The sequence below is a fragment of the Bradyrhizobium sp. MI1.3 genome (assembly GCF_055811695.1).
Genome location: NZ_JBVVPQ010000024.1, coordinates 63,288 through 87,826, shown reverse-complemented (window position 1 = coordinate 87,826; position 24,539 = coordinate 63,288). Strand labels below are relative to the sequence as shown.

At 63.6% G+C, this 24,539-nt stretch carries 26 protein-coding genes; 5 read left to right on the top strand and 21 right to left on the bottom strand.

Going from position 1 to position 24,539, the window contains the following annotated elements; genetic code table 11:
- Window positions 1–21: 21 nt before the first annotated feature.
- A complete protein-coding gene (locus AC0L3A_RS19345) occupies window positions 22–1,506 on the top strand; it encodes a mannitol dehydrogenase family protein (RefSeq protein ID WP_473255007.1) in 1,485 nt (494 codons plus the stop codon).
- Between the two features lie 100 nt (window positions 1,507–1,606).
- On the top strand, window positions 1,607–2,014 hold the full coding sequence (locus tag AC0L3A_RS19340; protein ID WP_007595837.1) for a nuclear transport factor 2 family protein: 408 nt from the start codon (window positions 1,607–1,609) through the stop codon (window positions 2,012–2,014).
- A 66-nt stretch (window positions 2,015–2,080) separates the two neighbouring features.
- Here the strand turns inward: AC0L3A_RS19340 and AC0L3A_RS19335 are convergent, their stop codons facing one another.
- A complete protein-coding gene (locus tag AC0L3A_RS19335) occupies window positions 2,081–2,797 on the bottom strand; it encodes an HAD family hydrolase (RefSeq protein WP_473255020.1) in 717 nt (238 codons plus the stop codon).
- 145 nt (window positions 2,798–2,942) lie between these two features.
- Between AC0L3A_RS19335 and AC0L3A_RS19330 the strand changes: the two genes are divergently transcribed.
- A complete protein-coding gene (locus tag AC0L3A_RS19330; RefSeq protein ID WP_473255006.1) occupies window positions 2,943–3,797 on the top strand; it encodes an SDR family oxidoreductase in 855 nt (284 codons plus the stop codon).
- A gap of 7 nt (window positions 3,798–3,804) precedes the next feature.
- On the opposite strand, the gene AC0L3A_RS19325 is transcribed toward AC0L3A_RS19330, so the two are convergent.
- Window positions 3,805–4,692 (bottom strand): dienelactone hydrolase family protein, encoded by an 888-nt coding sequence (locus AC0L3A_RS19325; protein ID WP_473255005.1) that lies wholly within the window; start codon window positions 4,690–4,692, stop codon window positions 3,805–3,807.
- Window positions 4,693–4,805: 113 nt separating this feature from the next.
- Entirely contained in the window at window positions 4,806–6,095 is a 1,290-nt protein-coding gene (locus tag AC0L3A_RS19320) for an MFS transporter (protein WP_473255019.1), read from the bottom strand.
- Between the two features lie 426 nt (window positions 6,096–6,521).
- Here AC0L3A_RS19320 and AC0L3A_RS19315 point away from each other — a divergent pair, with 426 nt between their 5' ends.
- Window positions 6,522–7,100 (top strand): MarR family winged helix-turn-helix transcriptional regulator, encoded by a 579-nt coding sequence (locus AC0L3A_RS19315; RefSeq protein ID WP_007595842.1) that lies wholly within the window; start codon window positions 6,522–6,524, stop codon window positions 7,098–7,100.
- 14 nt (window positions 7,101–7,114) lie between these two features.
- Here AC0L3A_RS19315 and AC0L3A_RS19310 read toward each other — a convergent pair whose 3' ends face one another.
- Window positions 7,115–8,119 (bottom strand): hypothetical protein, encoded by a 1,005-nt coding sequence (locus tag AC0L3A_RS19310; RefSeq protein ID WP_007595843.1) that lies wholly within the window; start codon window positions 8,117–8,119, stop codon window positions 7,115–7,117.
- 817 nt (window positions 8,120–8,936) lie between these two features.
- Here AC0L3A_RS19310 and AC0L3A_RS19305 point away from each other — a divergent pair.
- Complete coding sequence (locus tag AC0L3A_RS19305) at window positions 8,937–9,707, top strand: response regulator transcription factor (protein ID WP_007595845.1); 771 nt, start codon at window positions 8,937–8,939, stop codon at window positions 9,705–9,707.
- Between the two features lie 175 nt (window positions 9,708–9,882).
- Here the strand turns inward: AC0L3A_RS19305 and AC0L3A_RS19300 are convergent, their stop codons facing one another.
- The 17 genes from AC0L3A_RS19300 to AC0L3A_RS19220 all read right to left on the bottom strand — a co-directional run bounded on the left by AC0L3A_RS19300 (window position 9,883) and on the right by AC0L3A_RS19220 (window position 24,539).
- Window positions 9,883–10,341 (bottom strand): hypothetical protein, encoded by a 459-nt coding sequence (locus AC0L3A_RS19300; protein ID WP_007595846.1) that lies wholly within the window; start codon window positions 10,339–10,341, stop codon window positions 9,883–9,885.
- Window positions 10,338–10,850, bottom strand: coding sequence for a flagellar biosynthesis protein FlgN (locus AC0L3A_RS19295; protein WP_088940978.1), 513 nt, complete (start codon window positions 10,848–10,850; stop codon window positions 10,338–10,340). Before AC0L3A_RS19295 ends, AC0L3A_RS19300 begins: the two co-directional genes overlap by 4 nt.
- A gap of 42 nt (window positions 10,851–10,892) precedes the next feature.
- On the bottom strand, window positions 10,893–11,372 hold the full coding sequence (locus AC0L3A_RS19290; RefSeq protein ID WP_219681263.1) for a rod-binding protein: 480 nt from the start codon (window positions 11,370–11,372) through the stop codon (window positions 10,893–10,895).
- Entirely contained in the window at window positions 11,369–11,788 is a 420-nt protein-coding gene (locus tag AC0L3A_RS19285; RefSeq protein ID WP_473255004.1) for a hypothetical protein, read from the bottom strand. The genes AC0L3A_RS19290 and AC0L3A_RS19285 overlap by 4 nt, the downstream gene beginning before the upstream one ends.
- A 5-nt stretch (window positions 11,789–11,793) precedes the next feature.
- Window positions 11,794–12,546 carry a flagellar biosynthesis protein FliR gene (gene fliR, locus AC0L3A_RS19280; protein ID WP_219681265.1) on the bottom strand — a complete coding sequence of 251 codons (753 nt, stop codon included), beginning with the start codon at window positions 12,544–12,546 and terminating at the stop codon, window positions 11,794–11,796.
- Window positions 12,543–14,624 (bottom strand): flagellar biosynthesis protein FlhA, encoded by a 2,082-nt coding sequence (gene flhA, locus AC0L3A_RS19275; protein ID WP_007595850.1) that lies wholly within the window; start codon window positions 14,622–14,624, stop codon window positions 12,543–12,545. The genes fliR and flhA overlap by 4 nt, the downstream gene beginning before the upstream one ends.
- Window positions 14,625–14,721: 97 nt before the next feature.
- On the bottom strand, window positions 14,722–14,988 hold the full coding sequence (fliQ, locus tag AC0L3A_RS19270) for a flagellar biosynthesis protein FliQ (protein WP_007595851.1): 267 nt from the start codon (window positions 14,986–14,988) through the stop codon (window positions 14,722–14,724).
- The gene (gene flgD / locus AC0L3A_RS19265) at window positions 14,985–15,407 is read right to left on the bottom strand and encodes a flagellar hook assembly protein FlgD (RefSeq protein ID WP_007595852.1); all 423 of its coding nucleotides are present in this window, start codon (window positions 15,405–15,407) and stop codon (window positions 14,985–14,987) included. Before flgD ends, fliQ begins: the two co-directional genes overlap by 4 nt.
- A gap of 12 nt (window positions 15,408–15,419) precedes the next feature.
- Window positions 15,420–15,830: a flagellar biosynthesis repressor FlbT gene (gene flbT, locus AC0L3A_RS19260; RefSeq protein ID WP_018453980.1), complete on the bottom strand. Its 411-nt coding sequence runs from the start codon at window positions 15,828–15,830 to the stop codon at window positions 15,420–15,422.
- Window positions 15,830–16,174 (bottom strand): flagellar biosynthesis regulator FlaF, encoded by a 345-nt coding sequence (gene flaF, locus AC0L3A_RS19255; protein ID WP_473255003.1) that lies wholly within the window; start codon window positions 16,172–16,174, stop codon window positions 15,830–15,832. Before flaF ends, flbT begins: the two co-directional genes overlap by 1 nt.
- Window positions 16,175–16,241: 67 nt before the next feature.
- Window positions 16,242–17,288: a flagellar hook-associated family protein gene (locus AC0L3A_RS19250; protein WP_473255002.1), complete on the bottom strand. Its 1,047-nt coding sequence runs from the start codon at window positions 17,286–17,288 to the stop codon at window positions 16,242–16,244.
- Window positions 17,289–17,291: 3 nt separating this feature from the next.
- Window positions 17,292–18,770, bottom strand: a complete 1,479-nt coding sequence (gene flgK, locus AC0L3A_RS19245; protein ID WP_473255001.1) for a flagellar hook-associated protein FlgK — start codon at window positions 18,768–18,770, stop codon at window positions 17,292–17,294.
- 34 nt (window positions 18,771–18,804) lie between these two features.
- The gene (locus AC0L3A_RS19240; RefSeq protein WP_354127238.1) at window positions 18,805–20,040 is read right to left on the bottom strand and encodes a flagellar hook protein FlgE; all 1,236 of its coding nucleotides are present in this window, start codon (window positions 20,038–20,040) and stop codon (window positions 18,805–18,807) included.
- Between the two features lie 90 nt (window positions 20,041–20,130).
- A complete protein-coding gene (locus tag AC0L3A_RS19235) occupies window positions 20,131–20,712 on the bottom strand; it encodes a transglycosylase SLT domain-containing protein (protein ID WP_473255000.1) in 582 nt (193 codons plus the stop codon).
- Entirely contained in the window at window positions 20,663–21,994 is a 1,332-nt protein-coding gene (gene fliK / locus AC0L3A_RS19230) for a flagellar hook-length control protein FliK (protein ID WP_473254999.1), read from the bottom strand. The genes AC0L3A_RS19235 and fliK overlap by 50 nt, the downstream gene beginning before the upstream one ends.
- Window positions 21,991–23,193 carry a chemotaxis protein gene (locus AC0L3A_RS19225; RefSeq protein ID WP_473254997.1) on the bottom strand — a complete coding sequence of 401 codons (1,203 nt, stop codon included), beginning with the start codon at window positions 23,191–23,193 and terminating at the stop codon, window positions 21,991–21,993. Before AC0L3A_RS19225 ends, fliK begins: the two co-directional genes overlap by 4 nt.
- Window positions 23,190–24,539 carry a MotB family protein gene (locus AC0L3A_RS19220; protein WP_219681277.1) on the bottom strand — a complete coding sequence of 450 codons (1,350 nt, stop codon included), beginning with the start codon at window positions 24,537–24,539 and terminating at the stop codon, window positions 23,190–23,192. Before AC0L3A_RS19220 ends, AC0L3A_RS19225 begins: the two co-directional genes overlap by 4 nt.

The window sequence follows — 24,539 nt, the reverse complement described above, 5'->3', positions numbered from 1 at the left end:
CAAACAAGGGGAGAGACGACCATGCGCCTTGATCCAACGCGCCTTGGCCGCGCCAATCTCGACCGGCTGCCACAAGGCATCCGCCGCCCGGCCTACGACCGTTCGCGGGTCACGCCCGGCATCGTGCATCTCGGCCTTGGCGCGTTTCATCGCGCCCACCAGGCCGTGGTCATCGACGATTGCCTTGCGGCCGGCGCCACCTCGTGGGGCATCGTCGGCGCCAGCTTGCGCAGCCCTGACACACGCGACGCCCTCGCCCCGCAGGATCATCTCTACACGGTTGCCGTCCGTGCAGCCGAAGCCACCGAACACCGCATCATCGGTGCGCTGCTCGACAGCGTGATCGCGCGCGAAAGCCCGGCACGATTGGTCGAGCGAATGGCCGATCCCGCCATTCGCATCGTCTCCCTCACCGTCACCGAGAAAGGCTATTGCCACACGCCGCAGACCGGCGATCTCGACGAACGCCATCCTGATGTCGTGCACGACCTCAACAATTTCGACGCGCCGCGCTCGGCTCCCGGCTTCATCGTTGCAGCGCTGGCGCGCCGGCGGGCCCTGGGCGCGCCGCCGTTCACCGTGCTGAGCTGCGACAACCTCGCCGCCAATGGCCACACCGTGCAGCGGATCGTGACGCAATTCGCCGCGCTGCGCTCGAAGGATCTCGGCAAGTGGATCGCGGATACGGCGGCCTTCCCCTCGACTATGGTCGACCGCATCGTGCCGGAGACGACGGATGGTGACCGCGATGCGGTTTCGTCGGCGCTCGGTTTGCGCGACGCATGGCCCGTCATGACCGAGCCGTTCACGCAATGGGTAGTCGAGGATCGCTTTACGGCGGGCCGGCCCGATCTTGCCGCCGCCGGGGTCGAACTGGTGAACGACGTCAAGCCATTCGAGTTGATGAAGCTGCGGCTGCTCAACGCCAGCCATTCGGCGCTGGCCTATCTCGGCTATCTCGCCGGCTACGAGACCATCGCCGACACCATGCAGGATCCGCATTTCGCGCGCCTCGCCGCGCAGGTGATGGAAGAGGCCGCGGTGACGCTGACGATGCCCGCGGGCACCGATCTGGCCGCCTATCGCGCCTCGCTGCTCAAGCGCTTCGCCAATCCGGCGCTGCATCACCGCACCTGGCAGATCGCGATGGATGGCTCGCAAAAGCTGCCGCAGCGCCTGCTCGGCGCGATCCAGGATCGTCTCACCAGCAACCTGCCGATCGCGACGCATGCGCTCGCGGTGGCCGGCTGGATGCGCTACGTCACCGGCCTCGACGAGAACGGCCGCACCATCGACGTGCGCGATCCGCTCGCCGCCGAATTCGCTGGCTTGGCGCGCGAGGCAGGTCCCGTCGCCGAACGATTGGCGCCTGCGCTGCTCGGCGTCGGAAAAGTGTTCGGGTCGCTGGGCGCGGAGCCGCGCCTGCGCGAGGCCGTGACCGGAGCACTCGGCCGACTCTACCAGGATGGCGCGCGGCGTGCGGTGGAGACTCTGGTCTCGGCGTGACCACAAAACGGGCAGCAATGCTGCATTGCGGTCCAGATCGAACGGAAAGTCGACGGAAGTCTTGCTTGATTTTTGTCTGTCATTGCCCCACCCGAGAGGCATGGCAAAGGACAGCAAGGTGATCGCGGCGAACGCAGCGTTCTACGCCGCCTTTTCGACCGGCGATTTCGACGAAATGGAGCGGATGTGGGCGGACGATGACGCCATTTCCTGCATTCATCCCGGCTGGCCGGCCATCATCGGCCGGGCCACGGTGATCGGAAGCTGGCGCGATATCCTGCAGAGCCCGGAACGGCCGCAGATCGTGTGCGCGGAACCGCAGGCCATCGTCGATGGCGACAGCGCGCGCGTGCTCTGCATCGAGATCGTCGACGGCACGGCATTGGCTGCGGCCAACCATTTCCGGCGCGTCGGCAACGACTGGCGCCTGGTGCACCACCAGTCGAGCCCGATCGCGCAGATTGTCGAGCAAGCTGAGGACGATAGAGCGAGCCACCGCGTCCATTGAGGGCGTCCGGCCCGCGGGCACATTCTACTGTGCATGGGGTTGTTTTTCAGTTTTTTTGTTTTGGCCTCACCCGAGCCCGGACAGATCATCCAGCACGACCCGCGCCTGGCTAAAATCGTCGTCCCGGAAGAACATGCTTCTGGTGATGAGCACGGGAATGTTCGCTCGTGAGGCCGCGATCAGGCCGTTGGCGGAATCCTCGATCGCGATGCAGTCGGACGCGTTGAGCTTCAGCCGCGCCAGGATCTCGAAATAGACATCCGGCGCAGGCTTTTTATGCCGCACGTCATCCCCGGCCACGATCGCATCAAAATCCGCGGCCCAGCTTTTTCCCAGGGCCCGCGACAGCAGCGCATCGATATTGCCGTGTGACGTGGTCGTCGCGATCGCGAGCCGCTGGCCGCGCGCCTTGGCAGCAGCGAACAGATCCGTCACCCCGGGCCGTAAGGGGCAGCAGCCGGTCTCGACCAGTTCGGCAAAATGCGCAGTCTTGATGCGGTGGAGTTCCGCGATGTCCACATCCGATAATGGCGCGGCGATCCTCAGCCTTTCATGATGGGCGCGGATCCGTTCCTTGCCGCCGGTGACCCGCAGCAGGTCCTTGTAGACCGCCTGGTCCCATCGCCAGTCGAAACCGTGGCGGGCGAAGGCATGGTTGAAGGCCTGCCGATGCAGCTCTTCGGTCTCGGCCAACGTGCCGTCGACATCGAAGATCAGCGCGGCGGCGCGTCGGACCAGCTCAGCCGCGTCAGATACCATTATGGCGGGCGCTTCTGCCTGCATGTTCGATGCGTCCCTCCGACGAGCGACCATCGCCTGCACAGGCGGGCGGGACAAATCGCAATATCTTTTGCCGGACCCAAAAATCTCTTATGAGCGGAGGGCGCGCTGCGGCGCGAACGGGAACTCCGACCTGCAAGGAAGACGTATGCGGCTCTTTATCCTGGGTCTCGGCTACAGTGCCCGGCACTTCGTCCGCCTGTTCGGTGGCGGCTTCTCGCATATCGCCGGCACGGTGCGCGATCCCGCGCAGCGGGGCGACCTCGCCGGCATCGAGGTACACGCCTTCTCTGGGAGCAGTCCGGCACGCGAGACAGTCGAACGCATGCGAGACGCGGATGTCCTTCTCGTCTCGATCCCGCCCGGCAGCGCCGGCGATCCTGCCATCGCGACCTTCTCGGACGTGCTGGCGGCGGACCGCCACCGCAGGATCATCTATCTCTCCACGATCGGCGTGTATGGTGATCACGCCGGCGGCTGGGTCGACGAGAGCACGCCGCCACAGGCCGGCCTCGACCGCACGCGCATGCGGGTCGCGGCGGAACAGGCATGGACCGACACGACCGGTGGCGACGCCGCGATCCTGCGGCTTGCGGGTATCTATGGCCCCGGCCGTAACGCACTGGTGACGCTGCGCGCTGGAACGGCCCGGCGCATCATCAAGCCGGGACAGGTGTTCAACCGCATCCACGTCGACGACATCGCAAGCGCGATCATGGCCGCGATTCATCACCCGAGCGGCGGCATCTGGAACGTCTGTGACGACGAGCCGGCGCCGCCGCAGGACGTGATCGCTTACGCGGCGAAGCTGATGAACGTTGCACCGCCGCCGGAAGAGCCGTTCGAGACCGCCGAGATGTCGGCGATGGCCCGCAGCTTCTATGCCAGCAGCGCTCGTGTTTCCAACGCGAAAATGAAGCGCAAGCTCGGCGTCACGCTTGCGTATCCGACCTACCGCCACGCCCTCGATGCGTTGTGGCAAGCGGGGGAACGAGGATCATGACCAAGCGTCAGCTCAACACGCCATACTTCTTGAACCAGGCCTGGGCCTGCTTCCAGGCATCTTCTGCGGCGTCCTTGCGGTAGCTGCCGCGGTAGTCGGCATGGAAGCCGTGCGGCGCTTCCGGATAGATCTTGAACTCGGCCGTCTTCTTGTTCTGCTGCAAGGCCGTCTTGAGCTGCTCGACCTGGGCGACGGGAATGCCGGTATCGGCGCCGCCATAGAGGCCGAGCACCGGTGCCTTCATCTCGGGCGCGAGCTGCATCGGGCTCTTCGGCCACAGCGGATTGGCTGGATCGACGGGCGGACCGTAGAAGGCGACGCCGGCCTTGAGCGTGCCGCTGTGGGCGGCATATTCCCACACGGTGCGTCCGCCGCGGCAGAAGCCGATGATGCCGAGCTTACCGGTGTCGCCGCCTTGCGATCCCGCCCACGCCACGGTCGCGTCGAGATCGGACAGCAGCTCGGCGTCCGGCTTGGCATTGACGATCGGCAGCAGGTCCTTGATCTCGGTGACCTTGGTCAAATCGACGCCCTTGCGAAAGTAATAGTCGGGCGCGATCGCGAATGCGCCGAGCTTGGCGAGGCGCCGCGTCACGTCCTTGATGTATTCGTGCAGGCCGAAAATCTCCATCGCCACGATGATCACCGGCGCCTTGGTGTTGCCGGCGGGGCGGGCAAAATACGCAGGCATCTGCTCGGAGCCGACCTTGATCTTGGCGTCGCCGGTCTGGAGGCCGCCGGTGTCGGTCGTGATCGCCTCGGCGCGCACGGGCCCGGCTGCAAGCGTGTAGCCGGCGGCGACGGCCGCAGTCGCGCTCATGAACCCGCGGCGCGAGACAGGGGCGACCTTGGTCAGCCCGACGACGTCGGATGTCATGGTGGTCTCGATACTCATCGGTTCGTCCTTCCTGATGCGTGCCCCTGATCCTTCAGGCGACGCATTCGCCAATAATTGCCAGCGAAACGCAAATCACCAGCCTGCGAGCGCGCCGCTTTCAGGCCTTGTTTTCAGGTCTTGTTCTGACGCTGTTTCACTGGCGCAGTCTCGGGCATGAGGCTCATCGCGACTAGTCCGACGATCGCCGCAAGCAGCAGGTACCAGGCCGGCGCCAGCGGATTGCCGGTGACGTGGAGGAGCCAGGTGACTACGAGCTGCGCCGTACCGCCGAAGCTGGCGATCGCGACCGCATAGACGGTCGCGAATACACCGCCGCGGATGTTCTGGGGCAGCGCCTCGGTGAAGGTCGCGTAGAACGCAGTGAACGGCAGCGAGCCGATGACGGACAGGACACCGAAACCAACCAGGAGCGACAACGCGCCGGGCGCATGGACGATCCACAGGAAGGTCGGGTAGGTCAGCAGCAGCGTTGCGAGCTGCGGCCAGATCATCACCGGCTTGCGACCGAGACGATCTGCCAGCCAGCCCCCGACCAGCGCACCGACAAACTGGATGCCATTGCTGACCAGCGACACGGCGAAAGCCAGTGTCGACGACACATGCAGCGTGTTCTGCGCATAGGTCGTCATATATTGGGTGACGTAGGTCGAGATCGTGCCGCTTGCCAGGATCATCAGTGCAAGTCCGATGACGCCAAGGTGCCGTCTCGCCTGCGAAAGATGACTGGTGTGCTCGACGGCGCGGACACCGGCTTGGGCCTGCGGGATCGTCTCGGGCAGCGTCCGGCGCATCCAGACGCCGAACGGCAGGCACACCGCCCCGATCAGAAACGCCACCCGCCAGCCATAGGCGTCGAGCATCTCTGGCGCCATCGTCCTGCTCAGGATGACGCCGACGAGTGCGCCCGCGGTCGCGGCGATCTCCTGGCTCGCCGGCTGCCAGGCCACCACCAGCGCGCGATGCTGGGGCGGGGCGATCTCGATCAGATAGGCGGTGGTCGGTCCAACCTCCCCGCCCAAAGCAAAGCCTTGCGCCATACGCGCCGCGATCACGATGACGGGCGCTGCAAGGCCGATCGATTGATAGGACGGCGTGAGCGCGATGGTCAGGATCGATAGCCCCATCAGCGCGAAGCTCAGCAGCATGGCAGGCCGCCGGCCGATCCGGTCGGAATAGATCCCGAGCACGATTCCGCCGATCGGCCGCGTTACGAAGCCGGCGCCGAAGGTCGCCAGCGACAGCATCAGGCTGCCGTACTCGCTTCCCGTCGGGAAGAAGGTATGGCCGATCTGGATGGCGAAGAAGCTGTAGGTGATGAAGTCGTAGAATTCGAGCATGTTGCCGACGGTGGCGGCCAATGCTGCGCGCTTGACGCTGAACGGCTTCACTTGCTCGATCACGGACGACACTCTGGCATTCCCGGGCTCGATCCTATTTCGATTTAACCGCCTGGCCGCATTGCAACGCAACATTCATTAACCGAAAACGGTGGTTCCCCCGTCCCCTTTTCCGCTGCCCCAGTTGCGGCCGCCCCGTCCGCTCGCGCAATTCGAGGCGCATCGCGCAACAAATGGGCTTTGCGGTAGTCGCAACGACACATCGTGCCGCACGCACATCCCGCGCTAGCGGAATTTGCACGCAAAGCCGCGGTCATTTGACTGAAATTTTCAGAAGAGTTGAGCCGGGCGATTTACTCGAACTTTCTTCGTGACACTCTAGTTCCACGGTCGGAAGGTTCCGCATCCCTCGGGATCTTCATTATCAGCCGCCAGGATTGCGCTACCAAAAGCTCAATTGAATCAAGATTTATCCGACCCGGAATTGAAATGAACTTGGCTCGCGAATCGATCGAACTGCTGGAACAGGTCGCCCGTATCTTGTGGTTCGAAGGCGCCAAGCACGGCTTGCGCGACCGCGAGTGGATGGCGCTGCGTTTCCTTTCCCGCGCCAACCGGTTTTCCCGGACGCCGTCGGCGCTCGCGAGTTACGTCGGCACCACGCGCGGCACCGCCTCGTTCATCATTGGCGAGCTGGAGCGGCTCGGCTATCTCGAGCGAAAGCGCTCGGCCCAGGACAAGCGGTCAGTGATGCTGAGCGTGACACAACAGGGCAAGAAGTTCCTGGTGCGCGACCCCGTCAACGTCCTCATCGAGTCCATCGGCGTGCTCGAGGATGAGGCGAAGGTCGGCTTCCGCGACGCGCTCCGCCACGTGCTGGATCAGTCGGACGCAGCCGAACAGCGGCACCATACCGACGTCTGCAAGCGATGCATCTTCCTCCGCGAAGATCGCAGCACCACGGACAGCAGGACGACCGCCGAGTTCAGCTGCCGCCTGTTTCGCGCGCCGATCGCGGAGGCGGAGGTCGATCTGCTATGCACCAGTTTCGAGCATCACCGTAAATAGAAGGCGGCCCTCGATCAGGGCGTCGCCTTGCGTGACGAATAGATGACGCCCCCGCTGGACTCGACCACCAGACGTCCGTTCTCGTTTCTGATCTCCTCGATGCGGCCAAGGCCGGGCACTTGCTGTCCCAGCACCGCTTCGATGACGCCGTTCGGGCCTTGCAGGATCGCAATCCCCTCATAGGCTTGGCGGACTGACCAGCCCTTGACCGTCTTGCGCGGAGCCGAAATGCGCTCGGACGGTGCTACCGATCCCGTGACCTCGGGCGTAGCAGCCGAGGCCATCATCGGCATTGGCTGTGAAGCGACGGGCGCCGGAGCCTGGGCCTGCACCTGGGCAAGCTTGTCGAGCTTCACCGTAGAGGACGAGCTCACCCGTTCGATGCGATCCAGATTCTCGCCAAAACGGCCAAAACGGTCATTGGTCGCCTTGCTCGACTGATCGACCGCGGTGCGCAGGCCGTCGAGATTGTCGGACACGCCCGACACCTGCCTGCGCAGTTGTGCCACCGTCTCGCGCAGATTCCTGATCTCAGTATTGGCCGCGACGTTGTTCTGGGCGGGCTGCATGGCGAAATAGGCGATCACGCCGGTGCAGGCACAGACGACCAGGATCGCAGCGACCGCCAATGTCGCGAGCGGCGCGACCCATGTCGGACGCGGCGGCGGCGGCTTGGCCACGATCACGGCCGGCTTGATCACGATGGGCGTAGGCTTGGGGATTGCCATCTTGTCGAGGCGCGCCTTGGCGCGAATACGCTTCAGACCCTCGAGCGCCTCTTTCGCCAGAGTTTCATCACTCGCTGCTGCCGGCGCAGGCTTGGTGTTCGCAGCAGGCTTGGTAGTCGCGGAAGGATTGGTATTTGCAAAAGGCTTGGTGTTTGCAAAAAGCTTGGTATTTGCAGAAGGCTTGGCCGTCGGCGCCGCATTGTCTTTGGCATCGCGCGTCTCCGCAGCCGGTTTCGCCGCTGCGGAGACATCCGCGGTCGCGTTGGGACGAGCTTGTCCATCGGACAACATGCGAGAATGCTCCGTTCGGTTCGATCTGTCGAACGGTGACGTTATTTGCCGAAGCTTGCCTGAAACGTGCGCATCCAAAACTTTTCATCACGCGCGGTGCGACGTCACATGAGTCAAACGCGTCACGCACGTGGCGAGAGTGCGACTCGAAAGACACACCCTCGCCAAGATTTCGCCAAGCTGGAGTCGCCTCGCCATACATGAGTCGAATTGTCGCACGTGGAAAGACGATGACGGGAGTCAATCCGGGGTTGAAATCCCTCAATTTGCATGAAGCGCAGCACCGCCCAAAATAGCTGTAATCATACGGGGATGCGGAACTTTAGAACCGCCAAGGTGCAAAACTAGTTCGAATTCCAAATCAACTGATGCGATTGAACATACAAAGAAACAACTCGAAACGAATCAACAGCATCAAGCACGTGTAGCAAACGCTTAGTTGCGCACGCTTGATCGGAAATCGGCAATTGTTACGGTCCTACTCAAGTGATTCTCGCCAGTTAGCGAGGAGATCGACAAAGTACAGTGGCGTTCGGACGCATGAGCAACTTGGCGCAACTGTTCTAGGTCGCTTTCTCAATCCGCTCCGCGAGGTGATCCGCAAGACACCCGCCGAGCCTCACGCAGTAAGCGTTCAGTATCGAGTCGAAGTAGCAGGCCTGCGAGACGCAGGCACTGAATGCGTAGGGCTGCCCGCGAATATCGAAACCATAATAACGGTTCGCGGGAAGGAATATCGTCAAACAGCACAGTTGCCGAGCCGGGCATCACAACAACCAACCGGCCGTAACAAGTGCGAAACAGGGGCGAAAAACTGATGTATATTATCGTTGATGATCGCGAGAGCGTCACGAACAGCTATGTCGGAGGGCTCGTTCGCGAAGGTGTATCGTCGATCGGCTTCTCCTCCGGAGAATTCTGGGACTGGCTGCAATCTGCGAGTGAATCGGATCTGGCCGCGGTGGACGCCTTCCTCCTCGGGGATTGCGACACCCGCGGAAGCCTGCCGCGGGCGATGCGCAAGCGCTCCTCGGCTCCCATCATCGCCATGAGCGGCCAGAAGATGCTCAAGAACACGCTGGAGCTCTTCGAATCGGGCGTCGACGACGTCGTCCACGTGCCGATTCACCTCCGCGAGATCCTCGCCCGAACGGCCGCGATTGCGCGCCGCCGGGTCGGGGAACTGCCGCGGCCCTGCGAGACCAGGATCCAGGTCTTCTTCAACGGACGTGACCCCGAGATAGCTGGCCACGCTCTCACCCTGCCCCGCCGCGAACTGCGCATTCTCGAATATATGGTCAGCAACCACGGCAAGTGGGTCACCAAGACGCAGATCTTCAACGCGGTCTACGGCATCTTCGAAGCGACGTTCGACGAGAGCGTGATCGAGAGCCACGTCAGCAAGCTGCGCAAGAAACTCCGCGACCGCCTCGGCTTCGATGCGATCGTGGCCCGCCGTTACGTCGGGTACCGCCTCGACATCCCGGCCGGCGAAACCATCGACGTGCCGATGCAGGAGCTCGACGAGGTCGGCATCCTGCTGAACAGGGCGCATACCGCCCCAGTGGCGTATCCAGCCGGAAACTGATCGGCAGGGCGCTGCCACGCAACCGATAACGGCCTCTGCGAACCATCTTCGCAGAGGCCGTTATAGTTTCGGCGACGTCAACGGCGAACAGAGCCGCGGCAGTACCGGCGCTGCGGCTCGCGTCTAAGTATAATTCTAGAGGCTCGCTTCCGATTCAATCAGAACCGATAATGCCCTAGGGCTTCTGCTGGAATTCTTCCTTCGACACGTAATTGAAGTCCTCGACAAGGACGTCCTGGACGACTTCGGCCTGCATTCGCTCGTTGACACGCTGCTTGATGGCCGTCGTGAGGATGGAGAGGTCGTAACGAGCGAGTTTTCTGAAATCGAGGCGGTCGTCGGCATAGATCCTGCGGAAGGCTTCATCGACGACGAACGGCTCGGGCGGCACGTTGAGCTGGTGCATGGTTCGCGCCTCAACGGTGTAGACAAAGCGCGCGACGATGTAGCCCTGAACGTTGCCACCCTCGACCATGGGCACGCTCAGCGCCCGCGTCTTCTGGTACTGCAGCCCGTCAAGGTATTCGTCCTTTGCCGGCAGCAGGCTGCCATTTTCCTTCCAATAGGCCACGGCGTAGCTCGTTCCCGCGGTGAGGATGCATACCCAGAGCCCGGCTAGCACGAGTCTGATCATTTTCCGTCCTGTGCTGCGCGACCGGTATAGGTGCCGTCCGACTCGGCGTCCTTGATGGCCTTGACTATGATGGTCGCGACCTCGCGCACCGCATCGTAATGCATTTCGAGGATGGAACGGTTTCGCTCGAGCTTCTCGCGCAGCCGCTGGATCTCCTCAGTGATCTCGACCTCGCCGCCGAGGTGCATTCGTGCCCGCATCAGGCGGACGAATTCCAGCATGCTCCGGCTCTTCCGGGCGCTGAACTCGTCGAAGTCGATTTTCTTGCCCGTCGCGAGCGCTGCCGTCTCCTCTTCGACGATGGCTTCGAGCCGGCGGATCGCGGCTAACAGGCCGCGTACCTCGTCCGATCTCGCCGGGTCCGCACCGTCGTTCGCCACCTCACCACCGACATTCGGCAGCAGGACGGGCAACAGCCCATCGCCCGACACGGCTGCCATCGTCGTCGCCTCGGTGTCCACGGCCGGCTGTTCCATCACCATGGCCGCCGCGCCTTCTTGTGCCTGCATAGGAAAGTCACCCTTCAACTTCTGTCATCCATTCCCGGATCGTCATCCGGCCTTGCCCGTAGCATCCGGCCCCGCCGGATGCGCGGCGGCGAGCTGCTTGGCAATGCCAATGCCCTTGCCCTTTGCCAGCTGAGCACCAAGTTGCTCCGCCAGCATCGACTTCCAGACGCCGCCGGCCGTGCCTTTTCCAAAGACCTCCTCCGACTCCTTCGGCAACATCGTCTCGACGAAGGTCTGGAGGATGAAGGCCTCGAACTTGCGGTACACCTCGCCGGATGCCGGCGCCTTGATCACCTGCACCGGCGCTCCGTTCACCGCACCCGACTGCGGTTCCGAAAGCTTCGTCGCGGATTGATCGGCAGCCGCCGCCTTGGCCTTGCCGACCTCCGCATCCATCGTGGCGGCGAAATCCGTGTCCGATGATTTGAGCGCGTCGAGCTTCGCTGTGGCCGCGCGCTGCGTCACGGGATCGGCGGCGTCGAGGACGTCGAGAACGAGGTCGGGTGTCGCGGTCACGATCATGTCTTGGTCCGATTGGCTGGCCGTGGCGTCCACTCGCGCACGGTGAGGCTTGTTCCCGTCATCTCCTCGAGCGATCGCTTCTCGACGTCGCGAAGCTTGTCCGCGAGCGCCGCCTTCGCGACCTGCTCGAACTGCTTCACACGGCGGCTCTCCGCGCGAACCTGGTCGAGCTGCTGCGAGGCCTGGGCCTGAATCGCGCGCGCGCCGACGCTGGTTCTGGTCAGGCGCCGCGCGATCGATTCGCTCGATGATCCCGCCGGCGGCTTCCCCTCGTTGAGAGTTCCGACCAGCCATTCCTGTACGTCCTGCAAGCTGCGCTCCTGCTGCCGCAGCTGCGCGAGCTGCCACTCTGACAACCGGAGCTGGAGCTTCACGAGCGAGACCATCCGGCCGAGCTTGTCCGCGCGCGACGTCATGGCGATTACTCCGCCAGCCACGATGAGACGCCGAGCATGAATTGCCTCAGGAGCTCGTCGCTGGTGAGGTAGAGCAGCAGGAAGCCGCCGAACAGCACGAAGGGCACCGAGATGAAATAGACCGGAATCGCCGGCGTCAGCTTGTTGATCAGGCCGACCGCCAGGTTGACGACGACCGAATAGACGATGAAAGGGCTGGCGATCCGCAGCGTCAGCACGAATGCCTCCGATAGCCGGCCGACGAGCTGGTCGAGCGGCATGCTGCCGCCGAGCCGGTCGCCGGGATGCCAGACGTCGTAGGAGTTCATCAGCCCGCGCAGGACCTGCCAGTGCTGGTCGGTCATGAAGAACAGCGTCGTGACCGACGTCATGATCAGCGGCACCAGGGCCGGCGCCGGATCGGTGTCGCCGACCGGCGTCCCCGGGATGTTGCTCAGCCCGATCGCGCTGGCCATCACGGTGGCCATGGTCTGGAGTGCGAGAAAGAACACGCGACCGCCGAGCCCGATGACGGCACCGACCACGAGTTCGGAGCAGATCAGGAGCGCGAGCGTCAGCGGCGCCGCGTTGTCCGTGAGAGGTTTCAGGACGGCGGCCAGGATCGGCGTCAGTGCGAACGTCGTCACCAGCGCAACGAACAAGCGGACCTGGGCCGGAACATTGACGCTGGAATAGCCGGGGACCAGCATCAGGCAGGCACCGATGCGGCAGAACACGATGAACGTCACCAGCACGCTGTCGGTGAGGCCGCTGATCACGATATGGCTCCGAGGGCCCTGATTTCGGTGCTGCGCGCGACTTCGACATGCGACAGGATCGGCAGTGTCGGAAAGACCCGCTCCAGGATCATCCGGACGTAGGGACGCGCTTCCGGGGTCACGGCCAGCACCACGCTGGTGCCGTTCTCGGTGAACTTGCGGATCGCGGCGCTGGCTTCGGTCGCGAACTGCTCGATCAGGCGCGGATCGGCGTCGAATTCGACGACGTCGCCCTTGGCGTCGCGCTTCAAGCTCTGGTGGAACGCGAGATCCCAGCGGTTGCCGAGACGGACGACGTTGAGCACGCCGTTGTCGGAGAGATCGCCGCAAATCTGCTGGGCAAGACGCGTACGCACATGCTCTGCCACCTGCTCGGAGCGCCGCACATGAGGCGCGATCTCGGCGATGGCTTCGAGGATCAGATGCAGGTTGCGGATCGACACGCGCTCGGCCAGCAGGATCTTCAGGATCGCCAGCAGCCCCGAATACGATATCTGCGACGGGCAGAGATCCTCGACCAGGCGCTTGTATTCGGGATCGAGCCGGTCGAGCAGGCCGCGCATGTCCTTGTAGGACAGCAGCTGGGCGAGGTTGGCCCTGATCACTTCGCTCAGATGCGTGAGCAGCACCGACAGATTGTCGACCGGCTTGCAGCCCTGACGCTTGACCTCGTCGGTGAACGCGTCCGTCACCCACAGCGCCTTCATGCCGAAGGCCGGCTCGATCACCTCTTCGCCGGGAACGTCGGGCTTGCCGTCCTTGTCGACGAGGACCAGCACTTCTCCGAGCCGGAGCTCGCCCTGGGCGACGCGGGTGTCGTGGATCCGGATCTGGTATCCCTTGGGATCGATCGACAGATTGTCGGTGAGCTTGATCTCGGGAACCACGAAGCCGTACTGCTTGGCGAACTTCTTGCGGATCTTGGCCACGCGATGCGCCAGTTCGTTGCGCGAGCCCAGCAGATGCACCGAGAGGTGACCGCCGAGCGCCAGCTCGATCTCCGCGGTCTTGAGCGATTCCTTGACGGATTCCTTGGCATCGACCTGGGCGCGTTCGTCGGCCTTGCGCGCATCTTCCTTCTGCTTCAGGGCTGCCTGCCGCCTCGGCAGCGAATACCCGACGAAGGCCATGACGCCGCCGAGCAGCAGGAAGGGCGCCGTCGGCAGCCCCGGCATCAAGGCGAGCACGAACATCATCAACGCGGCGGCCGACACCGCGCGCGGATAGCCGCCGAGCTGCCGCAACACGGCCTGCTCGGCCGAACCCCGGGTGCCGCCCTTCGAGACGAGCAGGCCCGCCGACAGGGACACGATCAGCGCCGGCATCTGCGTTACCAGACCGTCGCCCACGGACAGCTTGGTGTAGACGTCGGCGGCGCGTGCCAGCGTCAACCCGTGATGCGTCACGCCGATGATGATACCGCCGAAAATGTTGATCGCGGTGATGATCAAACCGGCGACGGCGTCGCCGCGAACGAATTTCGAGGCACCGTCCATGGCGCCGAAGAACGCGCTCTCCTCTTCCAGCTCGCGGCGCCGGCGCTGGGCTTCCTTGTCGTCGATCAGGCCCGCGGACAGATCCGCGTCGATCGCCATCTGCTTGCCGGGGATGGCATCCAGAGTGAAACGGGCGCCGACTTCGGCGATACGCGTCGCGCCCTTGGTGATCACGACGAAGTTCACCGTGACCAGAATCGCGAAAATGATCAGGCCGATGACGAAGTCGCCGCCCATGACGAACTTCGAGAAACCGGCAACGACATGGCCCGCGGCGTTTTCCCCCTCCCCGCCGCGCGACAGGATGAGACGGGTCGTTGCGACGTTGAGCGCAAGCCGCAGGATCGTCGCGATCAGGAGCACGGTCGGGAAGGCAGAAAAATCAAGCGGCCGCTGGATCCACAGTGCGACCATCAGGATCAGTGCCGAGAGCGCGATCGAGAACGCGAGGCCGAGATCGATCAGGATCGGCGGTATGGGCAGGAACAGGATCGTGAGCATGGCCACGATGCCGCCTGCGAAAAAGGCATCGGCGCCCAATCGTCGCGGGGTCGGCAGGCTAGCGGCTAACGTATCGGACATGGGTCACCGGCAGAGGATCCGGCCCGTAATCTGCCGTGCAAAGCTTACGCGGGGGTGGTGGTGGCAGGGGCGGCAGAGGCGGCCGGGACCGTCCGGATCAGAAGCCGTGCTCGATGTGCGAATAGACCATCTCGGTGAAGGTGGAGAGATGGGCTCCGATGAAGGAACCGGAGACGGCAACGACCACGAGAATGACGATGATCTTCGGAACGAAGGTCAGCGTCACCTCCTGGATCTGGGTCAGCGCCTGGATCAGCGCGATGATGGTGCCGACCAGCATCGCGGCACCGACGGCAGGCCCGGAGGCGACGATGATGGTCCAGATCGCCGCCTGGACGATGTCGAGAGCATCCCGTTCGTTCATGACTGGCTGATCGTGAGACCGGGGCCGATCGCGACTTTCGTGCCGTTCTCGAGCGTCGCGACGGAGCCGTCGCTGTTGATGGAGATCGAAGCGACCTTGCCGCTGAAGCTCGCTCCGGTCGCGTCCGTGAAGCTGACGGTCTTTCCGATCAGCCCGTCGGCCTGCGACAGCGACTGCGAAGACAGCAGAGCGTCGAGCTTGGTATTGGTCTGCATCGCCTGCTCGACCGACGAGAGCTGCGCAAACTGGCTCATATATTGCGAGGTATCCATCGGATTGGTCGGATCCTGGTTTTTCATCTCCGCGATGAGGAGCTGAAGAAACGTGTTGTAGTCGACGCCGGTGCTCGACTTCGGCGTCGTCGAGCTGGTCGAACTGGACGACTTGCTGGTGCTATCGGTCGCGCTGGTGACGTTCATGTAGTTCTCCTGTCAGGCAGCCTCGAATGGGGAATCGATCGTGGCGCCGGCCAGGATGGCCTGCTCCACTGGAAACAGTGCCCGGATCCGCTTGAGCGCCTCGAAGTAACGGGTCGCTCCGACCAGGTCGTCGACCGCGCCAAGCCCGACCAGCATCTCCTGGCTCTCGCACACCGCGAGCAGAGCGGCGTGATGCTGCCCGTAGAGAGCCGAAGCATCCCGGACGTCGGTCGGATTCATCAGCATGAGCTGGACGATAAAATAGAGCTGCCGCAGCGCCGTGGTGGCGTCGGAGGCCTGCATGATCTGCCCTTCGAGCAGGAACATCACGTCGTTGACGAGCTCGACGGAGACCTTGCGGTCCACGCGCAGCACCGCGCCGTTGATGTAGACCCGTTCGCCCGCACGCAAGGATATCTTCATCAAAGTGCGTCTCGGATCAGGCGGTTGATTTCGATGAGCTGGATCACGTCATTCGACTTTTCTTCACGAAGGCGGTCGGCTTCCTTGACCACCCATAGCCCGATCGAGATGATGTCGGCGCGCAGCTTCTCCGGAAGTCCATTTTCCGGGTGTGCGAGATCCTCGATGAAGATCGTCCACAGCCGCCGCACATAGAGCAGGCTCTCGATCAGATCCTCGAGGCTGAAGCGGTCCTCCTGGATCCGCTCGAGCCGGTCGATGCCGAGGCTGAGCGCCTGCCGCTCGCGGCCCCGCGCCTCATAGCCGCTCTCGTCGACGACAGATTCATAGGCTTCAAACGTCATCAGGACAACTCTGCGCAGGAGACCGAACAACAAGACAAGGGTTACGCGCCTTACGAAGGAGCTGGACTCAGAGATAGTTGATGAGGCTGATCTTCTGGAGCTGCGAGGTGAGCGCAAGTGCCGTCTGGATCTGCGTCTGCAAGGTGTTGACCCTGACGGAGGCTTCCGCCGGGTCGACCTTCTCTATACCGACGATCTGATTGTTCAGAATATCCTGCTGCGTCTTGAGCTTGTCGGTTGCGGAGGTGATCCGCTGCTGGACCGTGCCGATGTCGCCGCCAAGGGTAGCAAGGTCAGTGATGGCGTTTCCGACAAGACCGATGGCCTTGTCCACGACGACCTGGAACGTCGATTGATCCAGGTTGGCGTTTCCGAGATCCGCCATCATGGTGTAGGCCTCGGCGAGCTTGCGAAAACCTGTTTGATTGGCGCTGACGGAGGTATCGGCAATCTCGGTCGTGGAGATGCGGCTTTGCATGACTTGGTCGGTCGCCGAAGACCAATTGGTGTTCCAGGCCGGGCTCGCGAACTCCGCATCGAAGGTGGTGTCGAGGAAGGTCTGCATCTGGCCAGGAGTGATTGTGTTCACGCTGGGCGATGATTGCGAGAAGCCGAAGGTCGCAAAGAAGTCGGCGTCGACCTGGTTCTTGCTGGCCGAGCCCGCGGTGTAGGGCGTGATCGGCGTGTTCTGCGTGTTGATGCCCGCAAAGAGTGACGAGCCGTTATAGGAGACGTTCAGCGCGCCAATCAGATCCTGGAGGTTGGAGGACGCAGGCGGCAGGATGATCCGCCCGCCGCCGTCGGTGCTGCGAGCCGCGATCAGGTCCTTGAGGAAGTCCGTCGCGGTCGATCCAAGCTGGGTGATCCGGCTCTGCGTTATGTCCAGTCGCCCCGCGACGAGCCCATTGGTATCGACGAGCTGATCGGCGAAGCTCAAATCCGCCCGCAGGGTGACGTCTCCTCCCGTCGTGGCGCCAAGCTCGAGGCCAACATCGGCGAAGCGGCCGGTGGTGGCTTCCTTCGAGGCCTTGGCCAACGCGGCCTGATTGTTGGTGATCGAGGACCTCAACGACGACGACAGCATCAAGGTCGAGATGTAGTTCGCGCTCATCATGGCTTAATTTCCCACGGCAGCCAGCAGGCTCTGCAACATTTCGTCGACGGTCGAGATGATCTTCGACGAGGCCGAATAGGTTCGTTCGACCTGAAGCATCAACGACATCTCGTCGTCCATGTTGACGCCGCTGACGTTCGACAGCGCCGCGGTGCTGCGGTCGAGCAGCGTTTTCTGGTAGGTGACGTTGGAGTCCGCGGTCTTGCGCTGGTTTTCGATCCAGCTCGTCGACGACGCCGCGAAGTCGATCAAGCTGCCGTTCGGCTTGCCTTGCGTGGTCGCATCGAACGGCTGAGACGCATCCATGGCGCCGATGAGCTGCTGCAGCCGCGCCGAGTAGCCGCCGTTGCCGGCGGTATTGTATTGGTAGGCGACGTTGCCGCTGATCGCGCCATCGCGCAGCAGATTGGGATTGCCGCCCTGGGCCGGATCGACCGATGCAGCGACCGAGATCGTGCCAGCGAGGCCCACCAGGACGGTGGCGCTCGCCGGCATCGCCGGCGCGCCGGGGTAGGTGAAGAGACCGGGGACATCGGGCAGCGTCGGAACAGCCGACTGGTCACTTTCCTTGAAGGCGTCGACCAGGCCGCGCGCGATTTCGTCGAGCTGGCTCTGGTAAGTAACCGTGTCATTGTCGCGCAGCTGGGCCAGGCCAGCAAGCTTGCCGGACTTGAGCGGCATCACGGAATTGGCGCCGGTCACCGGAACACCGTCGATATAGACGGCATTGCCGGTGGTGCCGGCCGTATAGGCGTTCGTCGGCGCAAAGCTCACCGTCCGCGCTATCTTGTCGAACAGCACGACGCCGCTGTCGGTATAGAGCGCCGCGTCGCCGTTGGGACGGATCGACATCGAGACCCCGACCTCCTGCGACAGCTGCGAGACGATGCTGTCGCGCTGGTCGAGGTAGTCCGTGATGTCGTCGCCGGAGATCGTCCCCTTCACGATCGCGGTATTGACGGTCTGGAACTGGGAGAGCAGCCGATTGATGTTTTGAACCGACGTTTGCATGTCGGCATCCGCGCCCTCACGGGCCGACTGCACGGTCAGAGTCGCCTGATTGAGCGCAGTCGCCATGTCCTTGGCGGACGTCACCGCTGCCTGCGCCAGCGTGGTGTTGTCCGGGGCGTTGGCATATTGCTGCAGCGCCTTCTTCAGCGCATTGAGCTGCGCCGTCGGCGACTGGTCGAGTTCCGGATCGTCCACCGTGGCAGATGCGATCTTCTGGAGACCGTCAAGGATCGCGCTCTGCTTGGCCGACGTCGAGGTTGCGGTCAAGACATTGTCGTAGAGCCCCGAGCTGGCGGCGCGCTGGATCGCCGCCACGTAAACGCCGGCCCCGGGGAGAGTGTCCAATACGGCGATCTTGCGCGAATAGCCGGCGGCACTGGCACCGGCGATGTTGCGCGAGATCGTCGACGACTGGATGCCCGACGCCATGAGCGATGCGCGAGCTGAGTCGAGAGCAGCGGTAAGGGACATGGTCTACTCTTGGCCGGGATGAGCGCTGAAGGATTCAGCGCTTCAGGTTGACGACGACGTCGAGTAGGTCGGCGCCGGTCTGGAACGATTTCGAGTTCGCGGTGAAGCCGCGCTGTGCCTCGATCATCCCGGTGAGCTCGTCCGCGAGGTCGACGTTGGAGTCTTCCAGCGCGTCAGACTGGATCGTGCCAAGCCCACCGGTGCCGGCATTCGCGGCCTGGGCGTTGCCCGAATTCTGGTTGGTCGAATAGACGTTGCCCGGCTCGGGCGTCAGATTATCGGGGCTCGCCACGTCGGCGAGCATGAGCGTGTAGAGCGTCAGCTGCTGACCATTCTTGAGCACGGCGGTCACGTACCCGTTCTGGTCAACGTCGACCTTATCGATGGCCGACGGAACGCTACCGTTGACAGTGGCCTTGAAGCTGAAGTTGGTGCCGACCTGCGTCATGTTCGACAAGTCGAGGGTCACGGTCGCGCCGTTGGTGACCGGAAATGCAAGCGTCGTGGCGCTCGCTGCGGCCAGCGCGCCCTTTCCGGCCGTCGTCGTGTCGAAGGTATAAGCGCCGGTCGCGCCGAGCGTGGCGCCCGTCGTCGAGTCGTAGGCTTGGATTTGCCACGTGTCCGACACGCCCGGCACATTCGCGGTATGGGACATATAGAGATCGACCTTAACGGCCTGGCCGATATTGTCGTAGGTCACGATCGAGCTTTTCGACGAGTACGCGCCCGGGCCGGGCGGACCGGCAATGGGTGCTGCCGTCGGATCCAGATTGCCGGTGGTGAGCGTTCCCGCCGTCGATGGCACGGGCACCTGCGAGACCTGGGCGATGTTCACGATCTGCATTCCCGACAGGCTGTTCTGCGAGAAATTGGTCACCTTCCCCGGCTGGCCGAGGAGGTAGTAGCCGGCCGCATTGACCAGATTGCCCTGGCTGTCCGGGACGAACGAGCCGGCCCGCGTCAGGAATTGCTGCGTGTTGGTGGCGTCCGATACCACGAAGAAGCCGTTGCCTTGAACGGCAAGGTCCGTGCTCGATGTGGTGAATTGCGTATGTCCGGCATCGCTGATGGCATAGCGGACGGTGGTCTCGACCGCGCCGGAATCGTAATTGCCCGAACCGCTCTTCAGGATCAGCGAGGAGAATTCCGTCGAAGCCCGCTTGTAGCCGGTGGTGTTGACGTTCGCGATGTTGTCCGAAACCGTCGACAGCTTGTTGGATTGCGCGGCCATCCCGGAAACACCGGTACGCATAATGCCGTAGAGGCTCATGGATTGGGCTCCTTAAGTAGGTTGTAATTACAATGATGGGGTTTGCTTGCGCGGGGCTGATGGTAAGGAGCCATGCACAACTTCATGTCGTCAGCCCGTCTTGGGCTGACAGAACGAGCGCGCCTTGTCGGTCCACGCGCCGAAGCCGCTTGAGACGAGATGCGCGACGATGTGACAGACGTAGCGCTTCTGTGCCGGCTGGTTGTTGGGGCCTGCATTGTAGCGGGCGACTGCCATGGTCCAACTGCCCTCGCGCTGCTTCAGCTCTTTCAGGAAGCGCGCGGCGTAGTCGACATTCCCAGCGGGATCGAACATCGCCCGGACCGAGACGAATTTGTCGCCATGATAGTAATGGTTGATCTGCATGCAGCCGAGGTCGATCAGCTTGATCCCCTTGGCTCGCATGGCTTCGAAGTTGGCGATCGCGTCGTTCATGTCCTTGGCGAATACGGTCTGTCCTTCGGCGCCGAGCGCGTAAGGATAAAGTGCGCCGCGCCGCCCGGTCTCGGTCAAGCCGACCGCGTAGAGAATGCCGAGCGGGATTCCGTGCTGCCGGGACGCACGCGCCATCTCGCGCTCGCACGGGCGCGAATTGTCGGTTGCTGCAGCCGCAGCGCCGGCGTTACAGATAAACAGGGCCGCGACGAGTCTGCGGCGCCACGTCTTGGTCATGACGCGTCTCCTGGTTGGACTGGCGCTCCTGTCGGGCCTGCTTCGCGCCGCCGTCCGCTTGTCCCGACGAATTACTCGTACCGTCGAACGTGCCTTGCGACTGCGACGAGGGCTGTTGCTGGCCCGAAAGCTGCGGCTGCGATTGGCCGGAGCCGCTCTGGAAACCATCCAGCGAGCCGTGCTGGACGGGTGCAACATCGGCGACGTAGCCCGCCGACTGCATCAGGTCGCGGATCGAATCGCGCTGCTGGTCCAGCATCTGGCTCGTGTCCTTGCGCTCGGCGGCGAGGTGGACGGACACTTCGTTGCCGACGAGACGAAGGCGCACGGTGACATTGCCGAGCGCGGCCGGCTCGAGATTGATGGTCAGGATCTTGAGCGGCTGATCCGGCGCATTGGCTTGGGACGTGGTAAGATCTGGAGCTGCGGACGCCGTCGGTGCCGGAGCTTCTTTCAGCTCGGCGACGACAGCGTTGGCAACCTGCTGCGGAGCGTTGAACTGCGCCGGCGGCAGATGGGTCTCCTGCTGAACCACGGTGACCTTGGTCGTTCCGGGCAATGCATCCCGCGCCGAAGCCTTGGCGGCACGCTCGACATTGGCCGCGATGGCCTCGAAGCCGGGTGCCGTTGCCGTCGGCGGCACACTGCTTTCCGGCGATGACGCCTGGTCGGTAACTCCGGCGTGCGAAGTCGCGGCCTGCGAATGCGCGGCGGCTGGAGCCACCGGAGATGGGAGCTCGGCTGTCGCCTTCGACGTGCCCATGGCCTGAACGTCGCGCTTCGTCGTGGCAGACCGCTCGTCGCGCCCGGACGCACCCTTCTTGTCGCCGGCCGGTGCTTGCATCTGCGGCATCACGACCTGCGGCCCGGCGACGCTCTCCTGCCCGATGATCCCGGCAATGCTCGATCGGCCCTGGACGTCGGTGTGCTCGGTATGATCGAGAAGTCCATGTTTCCCGGAGGGTTTGTCGACCTTTTTGTCGGAAGATTTCTCGGTGAGATTCTCGCTGGATCCGGGCTCTTCCTCGTCGCTCGCGTTGTCCTTCCCGCTCTGGTGCGCCAGGCGCGTCCGCAGCGTTCCGGCTTTGACGGCCGTATCGCTGCCCCCGTCGTTGAGCGCCCGCTTCGCGAGATTCGAGACGGTGTGCAGCAGATCGTTGAAGGACGAGTCCGCCGGCGCTTTCGCCCCGGCGCTCTTGCCGGAGCGCGATGTGCCCCGCATGTTGAGGCTTTCGGCGAGACCCGAAAAGACCTGTCCGGAGGTTCCACTGAGCTTCGTCATGGACGGCGATCCCTGGTGAGGAGTTCGAGCTCGCCGAGCTGCTTCTGCGCGCGAGCAAGCGTTGCGGTCGACGACGCGAGGTCGAGACGCGCCGGCGTGACCGGAGGCTTGTCGGCTGCGGCGGCGGATCCGCCAGCGAACGGCTTGCGAACGTCGAGTGCGAGCTGCACCGTTGCATTGAGAAAGGGAATGTCGCGCTCCGGCAGCTTCGACCGGTCGAGCGCCTTCAACTCGGCGAAACCGCCGTCATATTCGTCGGTGAGCGCCCGCGACACGCCGCGAAACAAATGCGCCCGCTCGCGCTCCGCCGAGGCATCGGCGCTGAGTGCCAGCGCGCGTTCGCCGGCAAGCCGGGTCACGGCCAGCCCTCCGCGCACCATCGCGGTGCGCGCGATCACGAGATAGAGCTTGAGGCGGCTCGCGCGGTCGATCTGCTCCAGCAAAGTGCTGATCCGCGCAAACCGACGCTCGTCGAGCGCGAGGCTCGACTGCGTCAGACCCGTGGAAAAACGCTGCCAGAAGTCCCCCGCATAGACCGAGTTGTGGTAGTGCCGGATATAAGCCAGCGCCAGGAACTCGAACTTGTCGAAATCCTCGGCTTGCCCGACCAGCAAGATCTCTCGCCGCAGGGCTGCCTCCTCCACCAATGTGCCCGGCAAGAGCAGGCGCGCGTCATCCAGACGCTCGATTGCAAGCGATGCCTCGGCGCGTGCGAACAGCGCGCCCTGGACCAGCGCGAGCTGTCCGCCCAGGCCCGACGGAATCGTCCGCGGCTTGACGTCCTTGAGCAGTTCGCGCGCTTCGTCCTGACGACCCTCGACATAGGCAAGCGCGCCATCGAACAGCCGTCCATCGACGTTCAGCTTGTCTCGCGGCAGCTTGCGGATGATTTGCGGTGCGCCGCCGCTGAGCAGATAGATGACGGCGGCCTGGCCGTTCTGCGAATTACTCCACACGCCCGGATCGGCGGCGAGAAATTTTTCGCCGATCTGCCGGATCAATGCGCCGTGGCTGCCGTGCGCCGCGGTATCGCCGTTGGCGATGCCGTCCTGCACGGTCTGCAACGCCCGAACGAGCTCATACGGCTCGCTCGATGTCGATGCCGCCGGGGCTGGCGTCGGTGCCGGCTCGGCGAACGCGCCTGCCGCCGTGAACGGCAGCAGCATCAGCAGCGCGGCGCGGAGAAGAGGCCAGATCAAGGACGCTTCTCCCGGACCATGATCTCGATCCGGCGATTCTGCGCAGCCGCGGGATCGTTTTGAAGCTTCGGCCGCCGATCGGCATAACCCTCGACATGCTCGATGCGCTGCGCATCGACGCCGGAGCGGACCAGCATGTAATAGGCCATCTGCGCACGGGCCGTCGACAGCCGCCAGTTGTCGTAGGTCTCCGAACGGTACGGCCGATTGTCGGTGTGGCCGCGGACTATGATCACGCCGGGACGCTTTGTCAGCAGCGGGCCGATTTTGTCGATCACACGGATGAGTTCGGGCCGCGGCTCAGCCGAGCCGACCGCGAACATGCCGAAGTTCGCATCGTCGGTTAGGCTGATCAGCAGGCCTTCCTCGACCTGACGCACCTCGGCCACCGGTCCCGCGCCGGCCTTGACGTCCGACAGCGCATCCGCGATCGCCGACTGAAGCTGTTTGACCGTTAATTGCTGGGCCTGAACCGCGTCGCGCGGCTCGGATTCCTTCGTCGCATCGTTGGGACGCGGCTGCGCGGCGGCATTGGCTTGATTACCAGCTTGGGCACCCGGCTGCGCGCTCCCTTCGCGTGAGAACAGCGACGACGCGGGCCCCGGCGGCAGCAGAGGCGACAGGCTTCCGGACGACGCGTCGCCGTTCGGAGCCACGCTTCCGCCGGCATCGTCCTGCCTGGCTCGGCGTGCCTGCGGCTCGCCCTGGCCTGTCCCGGACGCAGTGTCGCGCGTGGACGCATTCGACTTGAACTCGGGCTCTGGCTTGGGCTTGGGTTCGCCCTCGATGATGCGATCGGCATCCTTGGTCGCCTGCGGCGCAAGCTTCCAATAGCCGGGATCGAACGGATCTCGGTAGGCGTCGCCTCCCTTGAGGCCATCCTCTTCGGCGGACGTCAGGGCGCCGGCGCGCCGCTGGCCCGAGGCCTGGTTCGCACTGCTGGCGATCTCGGCGAGCGTCGTATAGGGATCGCGGAACAGGACCTTCTCCTCGTAGAAGGGCGGCTTCTCGGCCGTCGGAGAGTCACCGCGACGTTCCTCGCTCGGTCCTCCCGGCTGGCGCCTGCCGTCCTGGCCGTCGAACGACGACGGCTCCTTCTTGGAGAGATCCTTGAGTCCCTTCGGGGCAGGTGCGTTCTCCGCGAGCTTGATCGGATTGAAATAGCTCGCGACCACCTGCTTCTGATCCTGGTTGAGTGCATTGATCAGCCACATCACCAGGAAGAACGCCATCATCGCTGTCATGAAGTCCGCATAGGCGATCTTCCAGACGCCGCCGTGCGGTTTCTCGTCGTCGAAGGCGCTCCGCCGGCGGATGATGACGAGTTCTGACTTGACCTCATTCAT

Coding starts and splice junctions, on each gene's coding strand:
- AC0L3A_RS19295 (WP_088940978.1), bottom strand. CDS start 10,850: ATGCAGGCACAAGAAGGCGCGGCGGCCATGGTGATGGAACAGCCGGCC.
- AC0L3A_RS19300 (WP_007595846.1), bottom strand. CDS start 10,341: ATGATCAGACTCGTGCTAGCCGGGCTCTGGGTATGCATCCTCACCGCG.
- flaF (WP_473255003.1), bottom strand. CDS start 16,174: ATGACGTTTGAAGCCTATGAATCTGTCGTCGACGAGAGCGGCTATGAG.
- AC0L3A_RS19240 (WP_354127238.1), bottom strand. CDS start 20,040: ATGAGCCTCTACGGCATTATGCGTACCGGTGTTTCCGGGATGGCCGCG.
- flhA (WP_007595850.1), bottom strand. CDS start 14,624: ATGTCCGATACGTTAGCCGCTAGCCTGCCGACCCCGCGACGATTGGGC.
- AC0L3A_RS19290 (WP_219681263.1), bottom strand. CDS start 11,372: ATGATCGTGACCGCGACACCCGACCTCGTTCTCGACGTCCTCGACGCC.
- AC0L3A_RS19305 (WP_007595845.1), top strand. CDS start 8,937: ATGTATATTATCGTTGATGATCGCGAGAGCGTCACGAACAGCTATGTC.
- flbT (WP_018453980.1), bottom strand. CDS start 15,830: ATGAAGATATCCTTGCGTGCGGGCGAACGGGTCTACATCAACGGCGCG.
- AC0L3A_RS19310 (WP_007595843.1), bottom strand. CDS start 8,119: ATGTTGTCCGATGGACAAGCTCGTCCCAACGCGACCGCGGATGTCTCC.
- AC0L3A_RS19330 (WP_473255006.1), top strand. CDS start 2,943: ATGCGGCTCTTTATCCTGGGTCTCGGCTACAGTGCCCGGCACTTCGTC.
- fliK (WP_473254999.1), bottom strand. CDS start 21,994: ATGACGAAGCTCAGTGGAACCTCCGGACAGGTCTTTTCGGGTCTCGCC.
- flgK (WP_473255001.1), bottom strand. CDS start 18,770: ATGTCCCTTACCGCTGCTCTCGACTCAGCTCGCGCATCGCTCATGGCG.
- AC0L3A_RS19220 (WP_219681277.1), bottom strand. CDS start 24,539: ATGAATGAGGTCAAGTCAGAACTCGTCATCATCCGCCGGCGGAGCGCC.
- AC0L3A_RS19315 (WP_007595842.1), top strand. CDS start 6,522: ATGAACTTGGCTCGCGAATCGATCGAACTGCTGGAACAGGTCGCCCGT.
- AC0L3A_RS19340 (WP_007595837.1), top strand. CDS start 1,607: ATGGCAAAGGACAGCAAGGTGATCGCGGCGAACGCAGCGTTCTACGCC.
- AC0L3A_RS19325 (WP_473255005.1), bottom strand. CDS start 4,692: ATGAGTATCGAGACCACCATGACATCCGACGTCGTCGGGCTGACCAAG.
- fliQ (WP_007595851.1), bottom strand. CDS start 14,988: ATGAACGAACGGGATGCTCTCGACATCGTCCAGGCGGCGATCTGGACC.
- AC0L3A_RS19250 (WP_473255002.1), bottom strand. CDS start 17,288: ATGATGAGCGCGAACTACATCTCGACCTTGATGCTGTCGTCGTCGTTG.
- AC0L3A_RS19285 (WP_473255004.1), bottom strand. CDS start 11,788: ATGACGTCGCGCGCGGACAAGCTCGGCCGGATGGTCTCGCTCGTGAAG.
- AC0L3A_RS19345 (WP_473255007.1), top strand. CDS start 22: ATGCGCCTTGATCCAACGCGCCTTGGCCGCGCCAATCTCGACCGGCTG.
- flgD (WP_007595852.1), bottom strand. CDS start 15,407: ATGAACGTCACCAGCGCGACCGATAGCACCAGCAAGTCGTCCAGTTCG.
- AC0L3A_RS19235 (WP_473255000.1), bottom strand. CDS start 20,712: ATGACCAAGACGTGGCGCCGCAGACTCGTCGCGGCCCTGTTTATCTGT.
- AC0L3A_RS19335 (WP_473255020.1), bottom strand. CDS start 2,797: ATGCAGGCAGAAGCGCCCGCCATAATGGTATCTGACGCGGCTGAGCTG.